General features: G+C 67.6%; 16 protein-coding genes. 5 read left to right on the forward strand and 11 right to left on the reverse strand.

The features are described 5' to 3' along the window. The 5 genes from AC3WLD_RS15090 to AC3WLD_RS15110 all read right to left on the reverse strand — a co-directional run. Window positions 1-329: 2-dehydropantoate 2-reductase N-terminal domain-containing protein (locus tag AC3WLD_RS15090; RefSeq protein WP_492557798.1), on the reverse strand; the 329-nt coding region annotated here is incomplete at its 3' end. Next, the gene (gene wecB / locus AC3WLD_RS15095; protein ID WP_492557799.1) at window positions 319-1,446 is read right to left on the reverse strand and encodes a non-hydrolyzing UDP-N-acetylglucosamine 2-epimerase; all 1,128 of its coding nucleotides are present in this window, start codon (window positions 1,444-1,446) and stop codon (window positions 319-321) included. The genes AC3WLD_RS15090 and wecB, both read right to left, overlap by 11 nt. Before the next feature lie 70 nt (window positions 1,447-1,516). Continuing rightward, window positions 1,517-1,699, reverse strand: a complete 183-nt coding sequence (locus tag AC3WLD_RS15100) for a hypothetical protein (RefSeq protein ID WP_492557800.1) — start codon at window positions 1,697-1,699, stop codon at window positions 1,517-1,519. A gap of 16 nt (window positions 1,700-1,715) precedes the next feature. Continuing rightward, window positions 1,716-1,949, reverse strand: coding sequence for a hypothetical protein (locus tag AC3WLD_RS15105; RefSeq protein WP_492557801.1), 234 nt, complete (start codon window positions 1,947-1,949; stop codon window positions 1,716-1,718). Then, entirely contained in the window at window positions 1,946-2,119 is a 174-nt protein-coding gene (locus AC3WLD_RS15110; RefSeq protein ID WP_492557802.1) for a hypothetical protein, read from the reverse strand. The genes AC3WLD_RS15105 and AC3WLD_RS15110 overlap by 4 nt, the downstream gene beginning before the upstream one ends. A gap of 212 nt (window positions 2,120-2,331) precedes the next feature. On the opposite strand from AC3WLD_RS15110, the gene AC3WLD_RS15115 reads away from it, so the two are divergent. Together AC3WLD_RS15115 and AC3WLD_RS15120 are read left to right on the forward strand one after the other, a co-directional pair. Continuing rightward, a complete protein-coding gene (locus AC3WLD_RS15115; protein ID WP_492557803.1) occupies window positions 2,332-3,657 on the forward strand; it encodes a nucleotide sugar dehydrogenase in 1,326 nt (441 codons plus the stop codon). Between the two features lie 129 nt (window positions 3,658-3,786). Further along, complete coding sequence (locus tag AC3WLD_RS15120) at window positions 3,787-4,785, forward strand: GDP-mannose 4,6-dehydratase (RefSeq protein WP_492557804.1); 999 nt, start codon at window positions 3,787-3,789, stop codon at window positions 4,783-4,785. 80 nt (window positions 4,786-4,865) lie between these two features. On the opposite strand, the gene AC3WLD_RS15125 is transcribed toward AC3WLD_RS15120, so the two are convergent. Continuing rightward, window positions 4,866-7,205 (reverse strand): TonB-dependent receptor, encoded by a 2,340-nt coding sequence (locus tag AC3WLD_RS15125; RefSeq protein WP_492557805.1) that lies wholly within the window; start codon window positions 7,203-7,205, stop codon window positions 4,866-4,868. A 159-nt stretch (window positions 7,206-7,364) separates the two neighbouring features. Between AC3WLD_RS15125 and AC3WLD_RS15130 the strand changes: the two genes are divergently transcribed. The 3 genes from AC3WLD_RS15130 (at window position 7,365) to AC3WLD_RS15140 (ending at window position 10,876) form a co-directional block, all read left to right on the forward strand. Continuing rightward, on the forward strand, window positions 7,365-7,979 hold the full coding sequence (locus tag AC3WLD_RS15130) for a TetR/AcrR family transcriptional regulator (protein WP_492557806.1): 615 nt from the start codon (window positions 7,365-7,367) through the stop codon (window positions 7,977-7,979). Between the two features lie 33 nt (window positions 7,980-8,012). Continuing rightward, window positions 8,013-9,134, forward strand: coding sequence for a lysozyme inhibitor LprI family protein (locus AC3WLD_RS15135; RefSeq protein ID WP_492557807.1), 1,122 nt, complete (start codon window positions 8,013-8,015; stop codon window positions 9,132-9,134). A 74-nt stretch (window positions 9,135-9,208) separates the two neighbouring features. Continuing rightward, window positions 9,209-10,876: an MFS transporter gene (locus tag AC3WLD_RS15140; RefSeq protein WP_492557808.1), complete on the forward strand. Its 1,668-nt coding sequence runs from the start codon at window positions 9,209-9,211 to the stop codon at window positions 10,874-10,876. Here the strand turns inward: AC3WLD_RS15140 and pyrF are convergent. From pyrF to AC3WLD_RS15165, 5 genes are all read right to left on the reverse strand, one after another. Further along, window positions 10,873-11,547, reverse strand: coding sequence for an orotidine-5'-phosphate decarboxylase (pyrF, locus tag AC3WLD_RS15145; RefSeq protein ID WP_492557809.1), 675 nt, complete (start codon window positions 11,545-11,547; stop codon window positions 10,873-10,875). The genes AC3WLD_RS15140 and pyrF overlap by 4 nt on opposite strands. Beyond that, complete coding sequence (locus AC3WLD_RS15150; RefSeq protein ID WP_492557810.1) at window positions 11,544-11,840, reverse strand: lipopolysaccharide assembly protein LapA domain-containing protein; 297 nt, start codon at window positions 11,838-11,840, stop codon at window positions 11,544-11,546. Before AC3WLD_RS15150 ends, pyrF begins: the two co-directional genes overlap by 4 nt. A gap of 88 nt (window positions 11,841-11,928) precedes the next feature. After that, window positions 11,929-13,242 (reverse strand): adenylosuccinate lyase, encoded by a 1,314-nt coding sequence (purB, locus tag AC3WLD_RS15155; protein WP_492557811.1) that lies wholly within the window; start codon window positions 13,240-13,242, stop codon window positions 11,929-11,931. A gap of 131 nt (window positions 13,243-13,373) precedes the next feature. Next, on the reverse strand, window positions 13,374-13,790 hold the full coding sequence (locus tag AC3WLD_RS15160) for a PilZ domain-containing protein (RefSeq protein ID WP_492557812.1): 417 nt from the start codon (window positions 13,788-13,790) through the stop codon (window positions 13,374-13,376). Between the two features lie 3 nt (window positions 13,791-13,793). Further along, window positions 13,794-15,038, reverse strand: a complete 1,245-nt coding sequence (locus AC3WLD_RS15165) for a DUF418 domain-containing protein (RefSeq protein ID WP_492557813.1) — start codon at window positions 15,036-15,038, stop codon at window positions 13,794-13,796. Between the last annotated feature and the right edge of the window lie 12 nt (window positions 15,039-15,050).

The raw sequence follows: 15,050 nt of genomic DNA on the forward strand, positions 1-15,050 counted from the left end.
ATCAACCTTGCGCCATCGTGAAAGGGGGTCCCTTTTGCGCGCCGATAGGGGGTCCCGTTTGCACGCCGATTGACAGCGATGACATAGACGTCGCACGGCTCGATCGTGGTCGCGGCGCGCAGCAGCCCGCGCTGGACGACGCCGTGGACGAGCCCGTCGAGATCGACCTCCTCGATGTGGATCTCGCCGCGGTTGATGGTGTCGACCACGCGCTGCGAGACGTCGAGGCCGAGCACCTTGCAGCCGGCGCGGGCGATCACCGCGGCGGTGGGAAGTCCGATATAACCGAGGCCAACGACACAGACGTCAGGCTTTACGTCACCCAGCATTCGCAAGCAGCTCCACGATGCGGCGCGCCGATTGCCCATCCCCGAACGGGTTGTGGGCGCGCGCCATGGCCGAATAGGCGGCCTTATCGTCGAGCAGGGTGAAGATTTCGGTAACGATGGTGTCGACGTCGGTGCCGACGAGCTTCGCGGTGCCGGCGGCGACGCCCTCGGGCCGCTCGGTCGTCTCGCGCATCACCAGCACCGGCTTGCCGAGCGCGGGCGCTTCTTCCTGCACGCCCCCCGAATCGGTCAGCATGATCTCGCTGATCGCCAGCAGCCGGGCGAAATGCGGGTAGTCGAGCGGTTCGACCAGCGCGACGTTGGGCAGCCCGGCGAGCGCCGAGTTCATCACCGCGCGAACGTTGGGGTTGAGGTGGACCGGGAAGATGACCGCGACGTCCGGGCGCTCGGCGATCCGGCGGATGGCCTCGGCGATGGCTTCCATGCCGCCGCCGAAGTTCTCGCGGCGGTGGCTGGTGACGCCGATGATCCGCTTGCCGGCGAAGCGCGCTTCGAGTTCGGCGAGACCGGCGGCGAGGCCGGGCTCGGCTTCGATCCGCGCGGTGACCCATTGCAGCGCGTCGATCACGGTGTTGCCGGTGACGTGGACGCTGGTGGCGGGGGTGCTCTCCGCGAGCAGTGCCGCTTCGCTCACCCCGGTGGGCGCGAAGTGCAACGCGGCGATGGTGCCGATGATCTTGCGGTTAATTTCCTCGGGCCACGGGTGGTAGATGTTGTGGCTCCTCAGCCCCGCCTCGACATGGGCGACGCGGACCTTGCGGTAATAGGCGGCGAGCGCGCCGGCCATCGCGGTGGCGGTGTCGCCCTGGACGACGACCCAGTCCGGTCGGACCTCGTCCATGACCTTGCCGAGTTCTACCAGCAGCGCCGCGGTCAGTGCGTCGAGCGTCTGGTCGGGCTTCATCAGGTCGAGGTCGTGGTCGGGCACGACGCGGGCGATCTCGAGCACCTGGTCGAGCATCTGGCGGTGCTGGGCGGAGACACAGACGACGCAGTCGAAGCGCGGGTCCGCCTTCAACGCGTGGATCACCGGGAACATCTTGATCGCCTCCGGGCGGGTGCCGAAGACGGTGAGAACTTTGATCGCGTCGCTCATTTGGCGGCGCCTAGCAGGTCCGGGTTAACCAACGGCTTATCCCTGCGGCCCGATTGCCGCACCGGGCCGATCAGTCCCGGTCGCGGGCCTCTACGTCAAGCGCCTGGAGCTTGTCGCGCCAGCGCGCGTCGTCGCGCGCACGGTCGCGGCGGTCGCTGCGGGCGAGACCGTTCCACCAGATCCGCCATGTCGCGACGGCGAGGCCGGCGACCATCAGGACGATCATTACGACCGCTATGTCGAACCTTGCCATGCGTTTTGTCCGATGCTCAGGCGCGCAGGGAGCGGCCGAGCGGATCGTAGAACCGGAACCGCGGCACCCTGTCGCCCAGGACATTGTTTTTGGCATGGAGACGCGCGGCCGCCGTGCCTTCGGGCAGGACGCAGATCAGGCGTGTACCGCCCGAGGGAAGCGGCTCTATCGCGCTGATCGCGATCCCGCGCTTGTCGCACAGGCGGCGGACTTCGTCCTCGCCCAGCGAAAGATTGACCGCGCGGCTCATGCGTTCACCGCGTCGGCGGGCTGCCACGGCATCACGCCAAGCTCGTGACGCAGGGTATCGATCCGGCCGGCATAATGGCTGGCCAGCGACTGCGCGTCGTCGGCCGAACCTGACTCCGAATCGCGGATCAGCGCGACCTGGTGGTGGAAAAGCAACTGGTTAAGGTCCACACGCTGGCTCCCTGCGTCATGCGGGAGCGCGGCGGTCTCTCAGTCGCGGCATGCGGAAAACTCGCAGCGATGCTCGGCAGATGGCCCTTCCGACGCCCGATTGCAAGGCGCGAGGCCCGTTTCGCTGCCCGCCCGGGCGTTAACCACGACATAAGACCACCGCCCTATACGCATGGGTGAGCGCCTTGGCGCACCCGTTCGAAAGGCCTTTCGTGACCGCGCAGTTTCCGCCCCTGTCCGCCTCCACCGCGCCCGGCCTGCCCGCCGGCATGGCCCAGACGACCCGGGTCACGGTCGTCGGTCTCGGCTACGTCGGCCTGCCGCTGGCCGTCGCGCTGGCGCGCAAGTTCTGGGTTACCGGCCTCGATATCGACAAGGGCCGGATTGCCGAACTGTCCGAAGGCCATGACCGCACCGGCGAAATCGAGCCGGGGCTGCTGTCGATGTCGAGCCTGGGTGTGACCTTCGACCCCGCGGTGTGCCCTCCGAGCGACTTCTACATCGTCACCGTGCCGACCCCGATCACACCCGACAACAAGCCCGATCTGCGGCTGGTCGAGGCCGCCAGCCGCACCGTCGGCGCGATGCTGCCTGCCGCCGTGGCCGAAGGGCGCGAGCCGGTCGTTGTGTTCGAAAGCACCGTCTATCCGGGCGTCACGGAGGAGGTCTGCGCGCCGATCCTCGAGGCCGTGTCCGGTCTCGTCTCGGGCAAGGACTTCTTCCTCGGCTACAGCCCCGAACGGATCAACCCGGGCGACCGCGAGCATACCATCGACCGGATCACCAAGGTCGTCTCCGGCCAGACCCCCGAAGTGCTCGAACGGGTCGCGCACCTTTACGGCGCGATCACCTCGGGCGGGGTGTTCAAGGCCGCCTCGATCCGCGCCGCCGAGGCCGCCAAGGTCATCGAGAACGCCCAGCGCGACATCAACATCGCCTTCATGAACGAGATCGCGCAGATCTTCGGGCGGATGGACCTCTCGGTATGGGACGTGCTCGCGGCGGCGCAGACCAAGTGGAACTTCCTGCCGTTCACCCCCGGCCTCGTCGGCGGGCACTGCATCGGGGTCGATCCGTACTACCTCTCGCACCGCGCCGAGGAACTGGGCCACGATCCGCAGGTGATCCTGGCGGGGCGAGGGGTCAACGACGGCATGGCCGATTGGGTGGCGAGCCGGCTCCACGAGCAGCGCGGCGGCAAGGCCGGGTCGGTGCTGGTCCTGGGCCTGACCTTCAAGGAAAACGTGCCCGACCTGCGCAACTCGAAGGTTGCCGATGTCGTCCGCGCGCTGGAGGCCAGGGGCCACTCGGTTACGGTCCACGACCCGCTCGCCGACGCCGCAGAGGCGCGGCATGAATACGGGATCGAGCTCACGATGGGCGGTGTCGACGGAACCTATGACCTCGTCCTGCTGGCGGTGCCGCACCGGGCGTATCTTTCGGGTGGAGCCGAACCGCTGCGCGCGCTGGTTGCGCCGGGCGGGACGCTGGCCGATCTCAAGGGGGTGCTGGGGGCAGGGGCCGACTGGCGGCTTTGAGGCTTACCGCTCAATTGACAATCTTTTGCGCCCCCGCGAAGGCGGCGGCCCAGAGCCAGCAGGCGCAGCGTGTGGACCACTGGGCCCCCGCCTGCGCGGGGGCGCAGGGTTAGAGTTAGGATAAAGCACATGCGCATCCTCGTCACCGGCGTCGCCGGGTTCATCGGCTTCTCCCTCGCTCGCCGCCTTCTCGCGCGCGGCGACACCGTGATCGGGGTCGACGTGGTCAACGACTACTACGACGTGCGCCTCAAGGAAGCGCGCCTCGATGTCCTGCGCACCGAAGGCCACGAGCGCTTCCGCTTCCACCGCGTCGACTTCGCCGACTACGCCGCGCTGACCGAGGCGCTCGCGGGCGAGGAATTCGACCGCGTCGTCCACCTCGGCGCGCAGGCCGGTGTGCGCTATTCGATCGAGAACCCGCACGCCTACGTCCAGTCAAACCTCGTCGGCCACGTCAACCTGCTCGAAGTCGCCCGCCATCGCGCGGTCGAGCACATGGTCTATGCGAGTTCCTCATCGGTCTATGGCGGGAACACCAAGCTGCCGTTCTCGGTCGACGACCGGGTCGACCACCCGCTCTCGCTCTACGCCGCGACCAAGAAGGCCGACGAGCTGATGAGCGAGACGTACGCGCATCTCTATCGCCTGCCGCTGACCGGCCTGCGGTTCTTCACGGTTTATGGCCCGTGGGGGCGGCCCGACATGATGATGTGGATCTTCACGAAGAAGATCCTCGAAGGCACGCCGATCCCGGTGTTCAATCACGGCGACATGTACCGCGACTTCACCTTCATCGACGACATCATGGCCGGGGTCATCGCCAGCCTCGACAATCCACCGGCCGACGACGGTTCGGTGAAGGCCGGCGGCAGCACCAAGCCGCACCGGCTCTACAACATCGGCAACCACCGCTCCGAGCACCTGATGAAGGTCGTCGGGATCCTGGAAGACGAGCTTGGCCGGAAGGCCGAGGTGGAGATGCTGCCGATGCAGCCCGGCGACGCGCGCCAGTCGTTCGCCGACATCGACGCGATCCAGCAGGACCTCGGCTACCAGCCGAGCACCCCGATCGAGGCGGGCGTGCCGCGCTTCGTGAGGTGGTACCGCGACTACCACGCCGGTTGAACCGGGCGGGGTCCCTCCCCGGGGGAGGGAGGGTCCGGGGAGGGAGCGGCGGGAGGCGCGAGGCCCCCCGCCGGGTTCGATCAGAAACTGATCGTGCCGGTCACGAATACCTGGCGCGGGTTGCCATAAAACGCGGTGAGCACGCCTTCCTTGCCGAGTGCCGGAATCAGCGTCCCGTCGGCGCGGGTCGAGAGCACCCCCGTGGTCGCGTTGGCTGCCATGAAGGTATAGCCCGACGTCTTGTACTTGGTGTTGGCGAGGTTCTTGCCGAACACGCCGAGCGTCCAGCGGTTGCCCGGGGCGTGATAGACCAGGCTGGCGTCGTAGAGCTGGTAGGCCTTCTGGTCGAGATACGGGTTGGCGATCTCGAACTGGAAGGTCTTGCTCTTGAAGCTCATCCCCGCGGTCAGGTTGACCGTGCCGTCACCCACCGGCAACGCGTAGTCGAGGCTGGCGCTTCCCGACCATTCCGGCGTGTTCTGGACATGGCGGAACTTGGCCACGTCGGTCGGCACGCTGGCGATGTTGGTGATGTATTTGGTAAACTTGGCGTCGATGTAGCCAAGCGACCCGGCGAAGGTCAGCGTGCCGGAATCGGTGTCCAGCAGCTTGGCGCGGGTCTCGAACTCGAAGCCCTTCATGCGCGCCTTGCCCGCGTTCGAGACCACGCCGCAGAAGCTCGGCAGGCCCGAAACGGTGCAGGCGACCGACCCAGGGATCTGGACGTCGGTGTAGTCCATGTAGAACCCGGCGAGCGCGACGTAGACGCGGCGATCGAACAAGTCGGCCTTGTAGCCCACTTCGTAGCTGTTCACCTTTTCGGGGCGGAAGCTGAGGAACTGGGCGATCTCGTTATCCGAACGGACACCGTCGTTGTTGAGATCGGGGGCGTTCACACCGGCGCCGCGCGGGTCGAAGCCGCCGCCCTTGAAGCCCTGCGAATACGACGCGTAGAGTGTCTGGCCCGGAGCCGGCTTGAAGGTGATCGAGGCCTTCGGGGTGAACTTGGTGAAGGTCGACGAGCCGCGGAAGTTGGTGCCAGGTGCGCCGAACGCCACGCCCGCACCGCCGAACACCGGCGAACCGCCACCGAGGTAATTCTGGCGCAGGATATAGGCCTTGCGCTTGTCCCAGGTATAGCGTCCGCCGACCGACAGGCTGAGCTGGTCGGAGACGTCATAGGTGAAGTCGGCGAAGCCGGCCACCGTGTCGGTGTCGATATCGGCGTTGGTGTAGGCAGTCAGGCCGTTGAGCGTGGTGAACAGCCGCACGTCGAACTGGGTCAGCGCCGAGGCGTCGAGGTAGTACATGCCTACCAGCCCCTTGAGCTTGCCGAAGTCGACCAGCGCCTGGACTTCCTGGCTGAACTGGCGGTTGAAGTAGTAGCCGGGCACGTCGACGTCGACGGCCGGGAGCGCGTCGAAGTCGATCGGCGAAGCCGAGTCGTCCTTGCGGTAGGCGGTGATCGAACGGAAGGTCAGCCAGTCGGCCGGGTTGGCCTCCATGAACAGCGAGCCGCCCCACGCCTCGACTTCCTGCTTTGGAGAGTTCAGCCCGCCTTGGGTGTCATAGACGTCGCCCAGCACGGGGGTATTGCTGAACTGGCTGCGGATCAGGCGATGTCCGCCGCGCGGGGCCGACTTGTCCTTGGTGTAGTCGCCCGAGAGCCGCGCGAAGAAGTCGGTCGCATGGATTTCGACCGTGCCGCGGCCGGCCCAGATGTCCTTGTTGTAGTTCTCGAGCCCGGTGGTCAAATTCTTGCCAAAGCCACCGCGCGAGAGGCGGGCAACGGAGCCGCCGACGCGGACGGTCCCGTCGCCGATCGGGGCGCTCGCGGTCAGGACGCCGTCGGCCTGGTCATAGCTGCCATAGGTCGCGCGGGCAGAGATGTGCGGCGTGTCGTCGATCCGCTTGGTCACGTACTTGACCGCGCCGCCCACGGTGTTGCGGCCATAGAGCGTGCCCTGCGGCCCGCGCAGGACCTCGATGCGCTGGACGTCGTAGATGTCGAGTACGGCGGCCTGCGGGCGGTTGAGGTAGACGTCGTCGAGATAGATGCCGACGCCCTGCTCGAAGCCCGAGACCGGATCCTGCTGACCGATGCCGCGAATGAACGCGGTGAGGGTGGAGTTGGTGGCGCGGCTGGCTTCCAGCGTCACGTTGGGCACGGTTTCGGCCAGCGCGGTGATGTCCTGCGCGCCCTGGTTGGCGAGCTGGTCGCCCGACAGCGCGGTGATCGCGATCGGTACGTCGACGAGGCTTTCCTCGCGGCGGCGGGCAGTGACGACGATTGCCCCGGTGTCGTCATTGGCCTCTTCGGCCTGGGGGGCAGCGTCCTGCGCCAAGGCAGGGGCGGCGAACGGCAGTGCAGCAAGCGCAGTGGTAGCGGCGAGCGCGGCGCGCACGGTGAAACGGATCATGGATCAGGCTCCCTCTTCCGGACGCGATGGTCCGATGAGTCGCCAATATTGAAAGTTGAACCACCTTTCAACTTCTGTTTGTGAAATTGCGTTCGGGGCGCTAGGAACGTGACCAATCCGCAACAGCAAGTGCCGCTGCGGAGACGAGGGGAAGTGACCATGCAGCAGGCTGCGGCCGCCAGTCCGGGCAAGGCGCCCCGCACCGCGCGCGGCCGCGAAACGCTGCGCAAGTTGCTCGACGCGGCCGCCGCGGAGTTCGGCGAGCGGGGCTTCCACGAGGCATCGGTGAGCGGGATCACCCGGCGCGCCGGGACCGCGCTGGGCAGCTTCTACACCTACTTCGATTCGAAGGACGCGATCTTCACCGCGCTGGTCCGAGACATGTCGGCGCGGGTGGCGACGACCGCGGCGGCGGCGATGGACCCGGCTGCGTCGGGGATCGAGCGCGAGCGGCAGGCTTTCGCCGCGTTTCTCGGCTTCGCCCGCGATCACAAGGAAATCTACCGGATCATCGACGAGGCCGAGTTCGCCGACCCGGCCAGCTACCGCGCACATTACGAAGGCACCGCGATGCGCATTGCGGCGCGCCTCGGCGAATCGGTCGAGGCGGGGGTGGTCCGCGACGGGGACAACGAGGTCCGTGCCTGGGCGATCATGGGCATGAACGTGTTCCTCGGCCTGCGCTACGGCGTGTGGGATGCCTCGCGCCCGGTCGGGGAAATCGCGGGGGAGGTCGCGCGGTTGCTGGGGCAGGGCCTGTCCGCACAGGATTGACGGCGCATCCCGTCCGGCCAATGCTGCGCGGCGATGACCGTGCTCCGGCTGCTCGCCCTCGTATTTCTCGCGCTGCTTGCCGCGCCCGCCGCCGCGCAGCCCAGCTTCGATTGCACCAGGGCTGCGGGCGCGGTCGAGAAGGCGATCTGCGCCGATCCCGCCCTTTCAGCCGACGATGCGTTGATGGCGCGGCTTTATGCGGCGGCCAGGGTCAGTCCCCTTGGCGGGGCCAACTCGGTTCCGGCAGAGCAGCGCCAATGGTTGAAGGAGCGGGCATCCTGCGCTGCGCCTGATACACGGGTCTGGGCGACCGTCGGCGAATGTCTCGCCGGCCGCAACCGTGAGCGTCTGCGCGACCTCTCCGTCGCTGCGCTGTTCACCGCTCCGGACGACGCCATGGCAACGCTCCGCAAGGTCGAGCCCGGCGCCGCACCGATCTACGAGGCGATCTGGCTATGGGCCTCGGCCGACCAGGGTTCCGAGCCGCGCGAGCGCATTGCCCTGCTGATAGCCCCGTTCCTCGAAGACCCGAAGGACCCCGACGCCTACCGCTGGGGCTTCGAGATGCTGCGCGATGAAGGGCTTGGGGCAACCGACAAGGTGCTCCAGAGCGACGCCAGTTTCGCCAGCTTTCTCCAGCACCTTGCTCCCTACATGGACAGCGGCACCTACGGCTTGCCGCTGCCGTGCGCGGCACTGCTGAAGCGGCCAGGCCTGCTCGCCGCCAGCGAGCCGCTGTTCGGCAGTTCGCTCGACAACGGGATCATGCGGCCGGACTGCGGCGTCGTGCTCGCGCCCATGCCCCGGTTCGAGGCGCTCACGCAGTCTCTTTCCCGCAACTGGCCTGATTGCGACGGGACCATCCGCTTCACTTTCTACCGCAGCTACGCCAATGCCGTGGATGGCGCATGGATGGCGCAAGATCCCGGCGATGTCGGCAGGCGTACCGAGCCCGCGCGCGGCGCTTCGCCCGATCTGGTCGCCGGTGCAATCTACGACCTGAGCTTCGCTTACCGCCGCGATCATGGTCTCGCCCCGCCGGGGGCGCGGCGGCTGGCCGAGCGCAACGTGGCCGCCGTCCTCGCCGCCGCGGGTATCTGCGACATGGACGAAGGCGAAATCGAAGGCGCGGATGGAGTTGACCAGCCCAACTAGCCTCGCGCAAACCAAATCTACCATTGCCATCCGCGTCCATCCGTTCCAGCGCCGCACGGCAAAGGAGGCGCGTCTTGCCTGACACCGCGGCACCTGCCCGCAATCCGATGGTCGAGGCCCTGTCCCACACGGTGTTCCGCCGGATGTGGAGCGCGAGCCTGTTTTCGAACTTCGGGCAGCTGGTGCAATCGGTCGGCGCCGCGTGGGCGATGACCGAGCTGACCGGGCGGGCCGACATGGTCGCACTGGTCCAGACCGCAACTTTCCTGCCGATGATGTTGTTCGCGCTGGGCGCAGGCGCGATTGCCGACACCTATGATCGCCGCAAGGTCGGCATGGCGGGGATCGGCCTGTCGCTTGCCAGTGCGGCGGTGATGACCGCGGCGGCGTTCGCGAACCTGCTGACGCCGGGGCTGCTGCTCGCCTTCACCTTCCTGATCGGCAGCGGCATCGCGCTGTTCGGGCCGTCGTGGCAGGCCTCGGTCAGCGAGCAGGTCCCGCCGCATTCGGTGCCGGCGGCGATCTCGCTCAACTCGATCAGCTACAATATCGCGCGCAGCTTCGGTCCGGCAATCGGCGGCCTGATCGTCGCGGCGGCAGGGGCGGCCGCAGCGTTCCTTTTCAACACGCTGTTCTTCGTGCCGATGCTGGTCGTGCTGTTCTTGTGGAAGAGGCTGCAGGAACCCTCGCGCCTCCCGCCCGAGCGGATCAGCCGGGCCGTAGTGTCCGGCGCGCGCTATGTCATCCATTCGCCGAAAATCCGGGTGGTCATTCTCCGCACGATCCTCACCGGCACCATCGGCTGCGCGTTCCAGGCGCTGATGCCGCTGGTGGCGCGTGAACTGCTGCAGGGCGATGCGCGGACCTATGGCGTCCTGCTCGGCGCGTTCGGCATCGGCGCGGTGATCGGGGCACTCTCGATCGACAGGCTCCGCCGGCGATACAGCTTCGAGCGGATCGTGCAGGGCTGCTCGGTGCTGCTCGGATTGTCGATGCTGGCGGTGGCGGCCAGCCCGTCGATGCTGCTGAGCCTGCCTGCCCTGGTGGTGGGAGGCTGGGCCTGGCTGGTGATCGTCACGATCTACAACATCGGTATCCAGACCGTGCTGCCCCGCTGGGTCTCGGGCCGGGCGCTCGCCGCCTACCAGACCGCGATCGCCGGGGGCATCGCCATCGGTGCGTGGATCTGGGGCCATGTCGCGGGCGGCTTCGGCGTGGCGACCGCGCTGGTCGTCGCCGGGCTGTGCTGCATCGCCTCGGCCGCCGCTGCGATCTGGCTGCGGATACCGGACCCTTCCGACCCGGCCGAGGATGCCGCGACACTTCTGGCACAGCCTGAAGTCGACCTCGACCTCACCGGGCGGAGCGGACCGATCGTGGTGGAGATCGTCTACAACGTCCCGCGCTTCCGGGCGCGGGCGTTCTACGCAGTCATGCAGGAGGTCCAGCTCGTCCGCCAACGGAACGGCGCCTATGGTTGGTCAATCGCGCGCGACATCGCCAGACCGGCGATCTGGACCGAGCGTTACCACTGCCCGACCTGGCTGGATTACCTGCGCCAGCGCAATCGCGCAACGCAGGCCGAGCGCGAACTGACCGACCGTGCCTTCGCGTTCCATGAAGGTGAAAACGGCCCGTTGATCCGGCGCATGCTCGAGCGCCCGTTCGGCTCGGTCCGCTGGCGCGAGGACGTCCGCGAAAACCCGGTCGCTCCCGTCGCGCCCGGGCCGACGGTGCCTTAAAGCGTCCCTTCGATGGCCCGCGCCGCTGCGACCGGATCCTCGGCGCGGCTGATCGGGCGTCCGATGACGAGCACGCTCGCCCCGGCATCGCGTGCGGCGCGCGGGGTGACTGCGCGCTTCTGGTCGCCCAGCGCCACGCCGGCGGGGCGCAGGCCGGGAACGACGAGGAACCCGTTCTTCCACTGCTTGTGGACCGCGCCGACTTCCTCGCCCGAACACACGATACCGTCGAGCCCGGCCTCCTGGGCAAGGCCGGCGAGCCGAACGACCTGGTCGTGGGCGGTGCCGGTCACGCCGGTGCGCGCAAGGTCGTTCTCGTCAAGGCTGGTCAGCATGGTCACCGCGACGACCTTGCAATGCTCGCCCGCCGCCGCCTTGGCGTCTTCCATCATCGCACGGCCACCGCTGGCGTGGACCGTGACGATCGCCGGCTCGAGGACGTGGATCGCCTGCATCGCCGCGGCGACGGTGTTCGGAATATCGTGCAGCTTCAGGTCGAGAAAGATCGGCAGGCCAAGCTTGGCAACCTCGTGGACGCCGTGGTGGCCGTGGGCGCAGAAGAATTCGAGACCGAGCTTCAGTCCCCCTACGTGTCCCTTGACCTTCTGCGCCAGCGCGAGCGCGGCATCGAGGCGGGGAAGATCGAGCGCAAGATAGATCGGGTTGGTCACAGGTTTCCGGATTCAAGCTGGGTGGACGTGGCAATCGGCGGCTGCGGGCGCTGCGCCGCGAGAGTGCTTTCCAGCGTGGCAATGCGCCGGTTCAGGCGCCAGCGTGTGGTGCGGTACAGCAGCCAGGCGGGCACGAGGCCGAGCAGGAACGCGGCGACGACCAGCGCAGCCAGCTTGGATTCAAGGATAAGGTTGTCCCAGATCCGCACCTCGACCGGCACCCAGTTGTTGAGCGCGAACAGCACCAGCGCGACCGCCAGCAGCACCCAGAAGATCGTGCGTATGATCTGCATCGGACCTGTCCTTGTCCCCGACCCCGTCACGGCGATGCTAGGGCGAATTTTGCCTCAGCGCGAGTCCCCTGCGAAGACGCGGGTGTTCCTATTCCCCGAACACCCGCGCGAAGATCGTGTCGATCGCCTTGAAGTGGTAGTCGAGGTTGAACTTGTCCTCGATCTGCTCGGTGGTCAGCGCCGCGGCGACCTCGGGATCGGCCTTGAGCAGCTCCATGAGGTTGAGCTGCCCGTCGCTTTCCCACACCTTCATCGCGTTGCGCTGGACGAGGCGGTAGGCGGCGTCGCGCTCCAGCCCGGCCTGGGTCAGCGCCAACAGCACGCGCTGCGAGTGGACAAGGCCGCCCATCTTGTCGAGGTTCTTCTGCATCCGCTCGGGGTACACCAGCAGCTTGTCGACGACGCTGGTCAGCCGGGCGAGCGCGAAGTCGAGGGTGATCGTCGCGTCCGGCCCGATGAAGCGCTCGACCGAGGAGTGCGAAATGTCGCGCTCGTGCCACAGCGCCACGTTTTCGAGCGCGGGAGTGACCGCCGAGCGGACCACCCGGGCAAGGCCGGTCAGGTTCTCGGTCAGCACCGGGTTGCGCTTGTGCGGCATCGCCGACGAGCCTTTCTGGCCGGGCGAAAAGTATTCCTCCGCTTCCAGCACCTCGGTGCGCTGGAGGTGGCGGATTTCGGTGGCGAGGCGCTCGATGCTGCTGGCGATGACGCCGAGCGTGGCAAAGAACATCGCGTGGCGATCGCGCGGGATGACCTGGGTGGAAACCGGTTCCGGGGTCAGGCCGAGCTTTTCCGCGACATATTCCTCCACCGACGGATCGATGTTGGCGAAGGTGCCGACCGCGCCCGAGATCGCGCAAGTGGCGACTTCGGCGCGGGCGTTTTCGAGGCGCACCTTGCAGCGGCTGAACTCGGCATAGGCTTCGGCGAGTTTCTTGCCGAAGGTGGTCGGTTCGGCATGGATGCCGTGGCTGCGGCCGATGGTCGGGGTGTACTTGTGCTCCAGAGCGCGGCGCTTGATCGCGGCGAGCAGGGCATCGAGGTCTTCGAGCAGGATGTCGGCGGCGCGGGCCAGCTGCACCGCGAGCGTGGTATCCAGCACGTCGGAGCTGGTCATGCCCTGGTGCATGAAGCGCGCTTCCGGGCCGACCTGCTGCGCCACCCAGTCGAGGAACGCGATCACGTCGTGCTTGGTCACGGCCTCGATCGCGTCGATCGCGGCGACGTCGATGGCGGGGTTTGTCGCCCACCAGTCCCACAGCGCCTTGGCGCCCGAAGGCGGGACGACGCCGAGCTCGCCCAGCTTCTCGGTCGCGTGGGCCTCGATCTCGAACCAGATGCGATAGCGCGCTTCCGGCTCCCAGATCGCGGTCATCGCGGGACGGGCGTAGCGGGGGACCATGTTCGACTCCTGAAATCGTGCGCGCAAACTCGCGCGTGCCGCTACGGGGCAGGGCGCGCAAAGGCAAGGGCCGAGCGGGGTGTGTCCCGACCTATGGCCTCGCCATACCGGGCGTTCGGGAGGAAGTGCGCCTAGACCCGGCGCAGGCGGGCGGGATCGGCGCGGGGGGTGACGACGCGGTGGCGGCTTTCGATCTCCCACGCGTCGCCGCGATTGTCGAGCGGGCGCTCGCCCTCGGCCCGCGCCTTGAGCGCGGCACCGAGCGTCTCGACGTCGATGGGATGATCGAGCGCGAGGCCGAAGCCGTTGCCCTTCGCCCAGCGCACCTCTCCGGCAACAAGCCCGAGCGGGGCGAGGTCGATGCTGACCTGCTCGCCGAGCCGCGGCGGCGTGTCCTTGGTGGTTGCTCCCAGCCCGTGGGTCGAAACGTTGCGGACGAGGACCTCGATCGTGCGCCCCCGCGAATCGCGCAGCAACGCCCGCAGCAGCTTGCGCAAACGCAGCGGCCGCTGGTCTGCGCGGGGTGTATCTGGCTGATCGGAAAGCATCTTTCACGGGATGCTAGCCACACCGGACCGATCCGGCAATCCCGCATGAATGCGGTGAGGGGGTGAAGCCGCGCGTGCTTTGCGGCCATAGGTGCCCATGCGCCACAACCTCTCCATCGGCCCTTGCGCGTGCCGGGCCAGCCACCAGCGCGAGAAGGCAAGCTGGCAGGCGTAGATCGCCAGCGCCACGCCGTAGATGCCGAGCGGCGGCAGCGTGCCGATCAGGCCCACGCCGACGCCGTAGAAGATCAGGATTCCGAGCACCGTCTGCGAGAGGTAGTTGGTCAGCGCCATCCGCCCGGCCGGCGCGAACACGCCGAGGAAGCGGCTCGCCATCGGCCACGCCAGCAGGAAGCCGGCGCCATAGGCCAGCGCCAGCGGCACCGTGCCATAGAGCGACGGCAGGCTGGTCTGGCCCTGGTCCGGGCCGAGCGCGTAGGCGAGGTTGAGCGGCACGCCCACCAGCAAACCGGCCCAGAACACGCGCCAGAGCAATCGCCGATCCGCCAGCAAGGTGCCCGCGCTCAGCCGCCGACCGGCGACGATTCCCAGCAGCATGATTCCCAGCAGCTTCGGGATGCGCCAGGATTCGAGCCGGGTCGCGATCGCATAAGGCCAGCCGCCCATCGTCCAGACCCAATAGGGGTAGAAACCGTCCTGCCGCAGCCAGCCGACCGGGTCGGCGAGATCGCCGCCCAGCGCGACGAAAATCCGGTCGCCGAACGCACCGACGGCCTTGTGCGGTTCCCAGCCGAGGCGGTCGAACAGGGTCACGCCGGCCAGCGGCACGACGAAGATCAGAACGGCGGACAGGACCAGCAGCGTGCGATCCGACAGGCCGACGAAGAGTGGCAGGATCAGCCCGATGAGCGCGTAGAAGAACAGGATGTCGCCGTCCCACACGAACACCATGTGGACCGTGCCGATCGCCAGCAGCACCAGCAGGCGGCGGCGGAAGATCGCGATGCCGTTTGCCCCGCGCTGGCGCAACCGGTCCAGCTGGAGCGCGAAGCCCGCCCCGAACAGCAGCGAGAACAGGGTGTAGAACTTGCCGTCGATCAGCAGGTGGTGGAAGCGGTACTGCCACTCGGTGCCGGCCCCGCCCGCCAGCGCCTCATGCTGCGGCGGGGTCATGAAAGTCCAGCCGGACCAGTAGAGGATGTTCGCGAACAGGATGCCGAGCAGCGCGAATCCGCGCAGCGCATCGAGCGCGTCGATCCGCTCACCGTGGGGAATAGCCGTCGCCATGGAAACCAAGCT

This window comes from Novosphingobium sp. FW305-C-111 (genome assembly GCF_058783565.1).

Excerpts from the sequence above, each read along its gene's own strand:
- AC3WLD_RS15165 (WP_492557813.1), bottom strand. The coding sequence starts at position 15,038 with ATGGCGACGGCTATTCCCCACGGTGAGCGGATCGACGCGCTCGATGCG.
- AC3WLD_RS15120 (WP_492557804.1), top strand. The coding sequence starts at position 3,787 with ATGCGCATCCTCGTCACCGGCGTCGCCGGGTTCATCGGCTTCTCCCTC.
- wecB (WP_492557799.1), bottom strand. The coding sequence starts at position 1,446 with ATGAGCGACGCGATCAAAGTTCTCACCGTCTTCGGCACCCGCCCGGAG.
- AC3WLD_RS15160 (WP_492557812.1), bottom strand. The coding sequence starts at position 13,790 with ATGCTTTCCGATCAGCCAGATACACCCCGCGCAGACCAGCGGCCGCTG.
- AC3WLD_RS15125 (WP_492557805.1), bottom strand. The coding sequence starts at position 7,205 with ATGATCCGTTTCACCGTGCGCGCCGCGCTCGCCGCTACCACTGCGCTT.
- AC3WLD_RS15130 (WP_492557806.1), top strand. The coding sequence starts at position 7,365 with ATGCAGCAGGCTGCGGCCGCCAGTCCGGGCAAGGCGCCCCGCACCGCG.
- AC3WLD_RS15150 (WP_492557810.1), bottom strand. The coding sequence starts at position 11,840 with ATGCAGATCATACGCACGATCTTCTGGGTGCTGCTGGCGGTCGCGCTG.
- AC3WLD_RS15105 (WP_492557801.1), bottom strand. The coding sequence starts at position 1,949 with ATGAGCCGCGCGGTCAATCTTTCGCTGGGCGAGGACGAAGTCCGCCGC.
- AC3WLD_RS15100 (WP_492557800.1), bottom strand. The coding sequence starts at position 1,699 with ATGGCAAGGTTCGACATAGCGGTCGTAATGATCGTCCTGATGGTCGCC.
- AC3WLD_RS15135 (WP_492557807.1), top strand. The coding sequence starts at position 8,013 with ATGACCGTGCTCCGGCTGCTCGCCCTCGTATTTCTCGCGCTGCTTGCC.
- purB (WP_492557811.1), bottom strand. The coding sequence starts at position 13,242 with ATGGTCCCCCGCTACGCCCGTCCCGCGATGACCGCGATCTGGGAGCCG.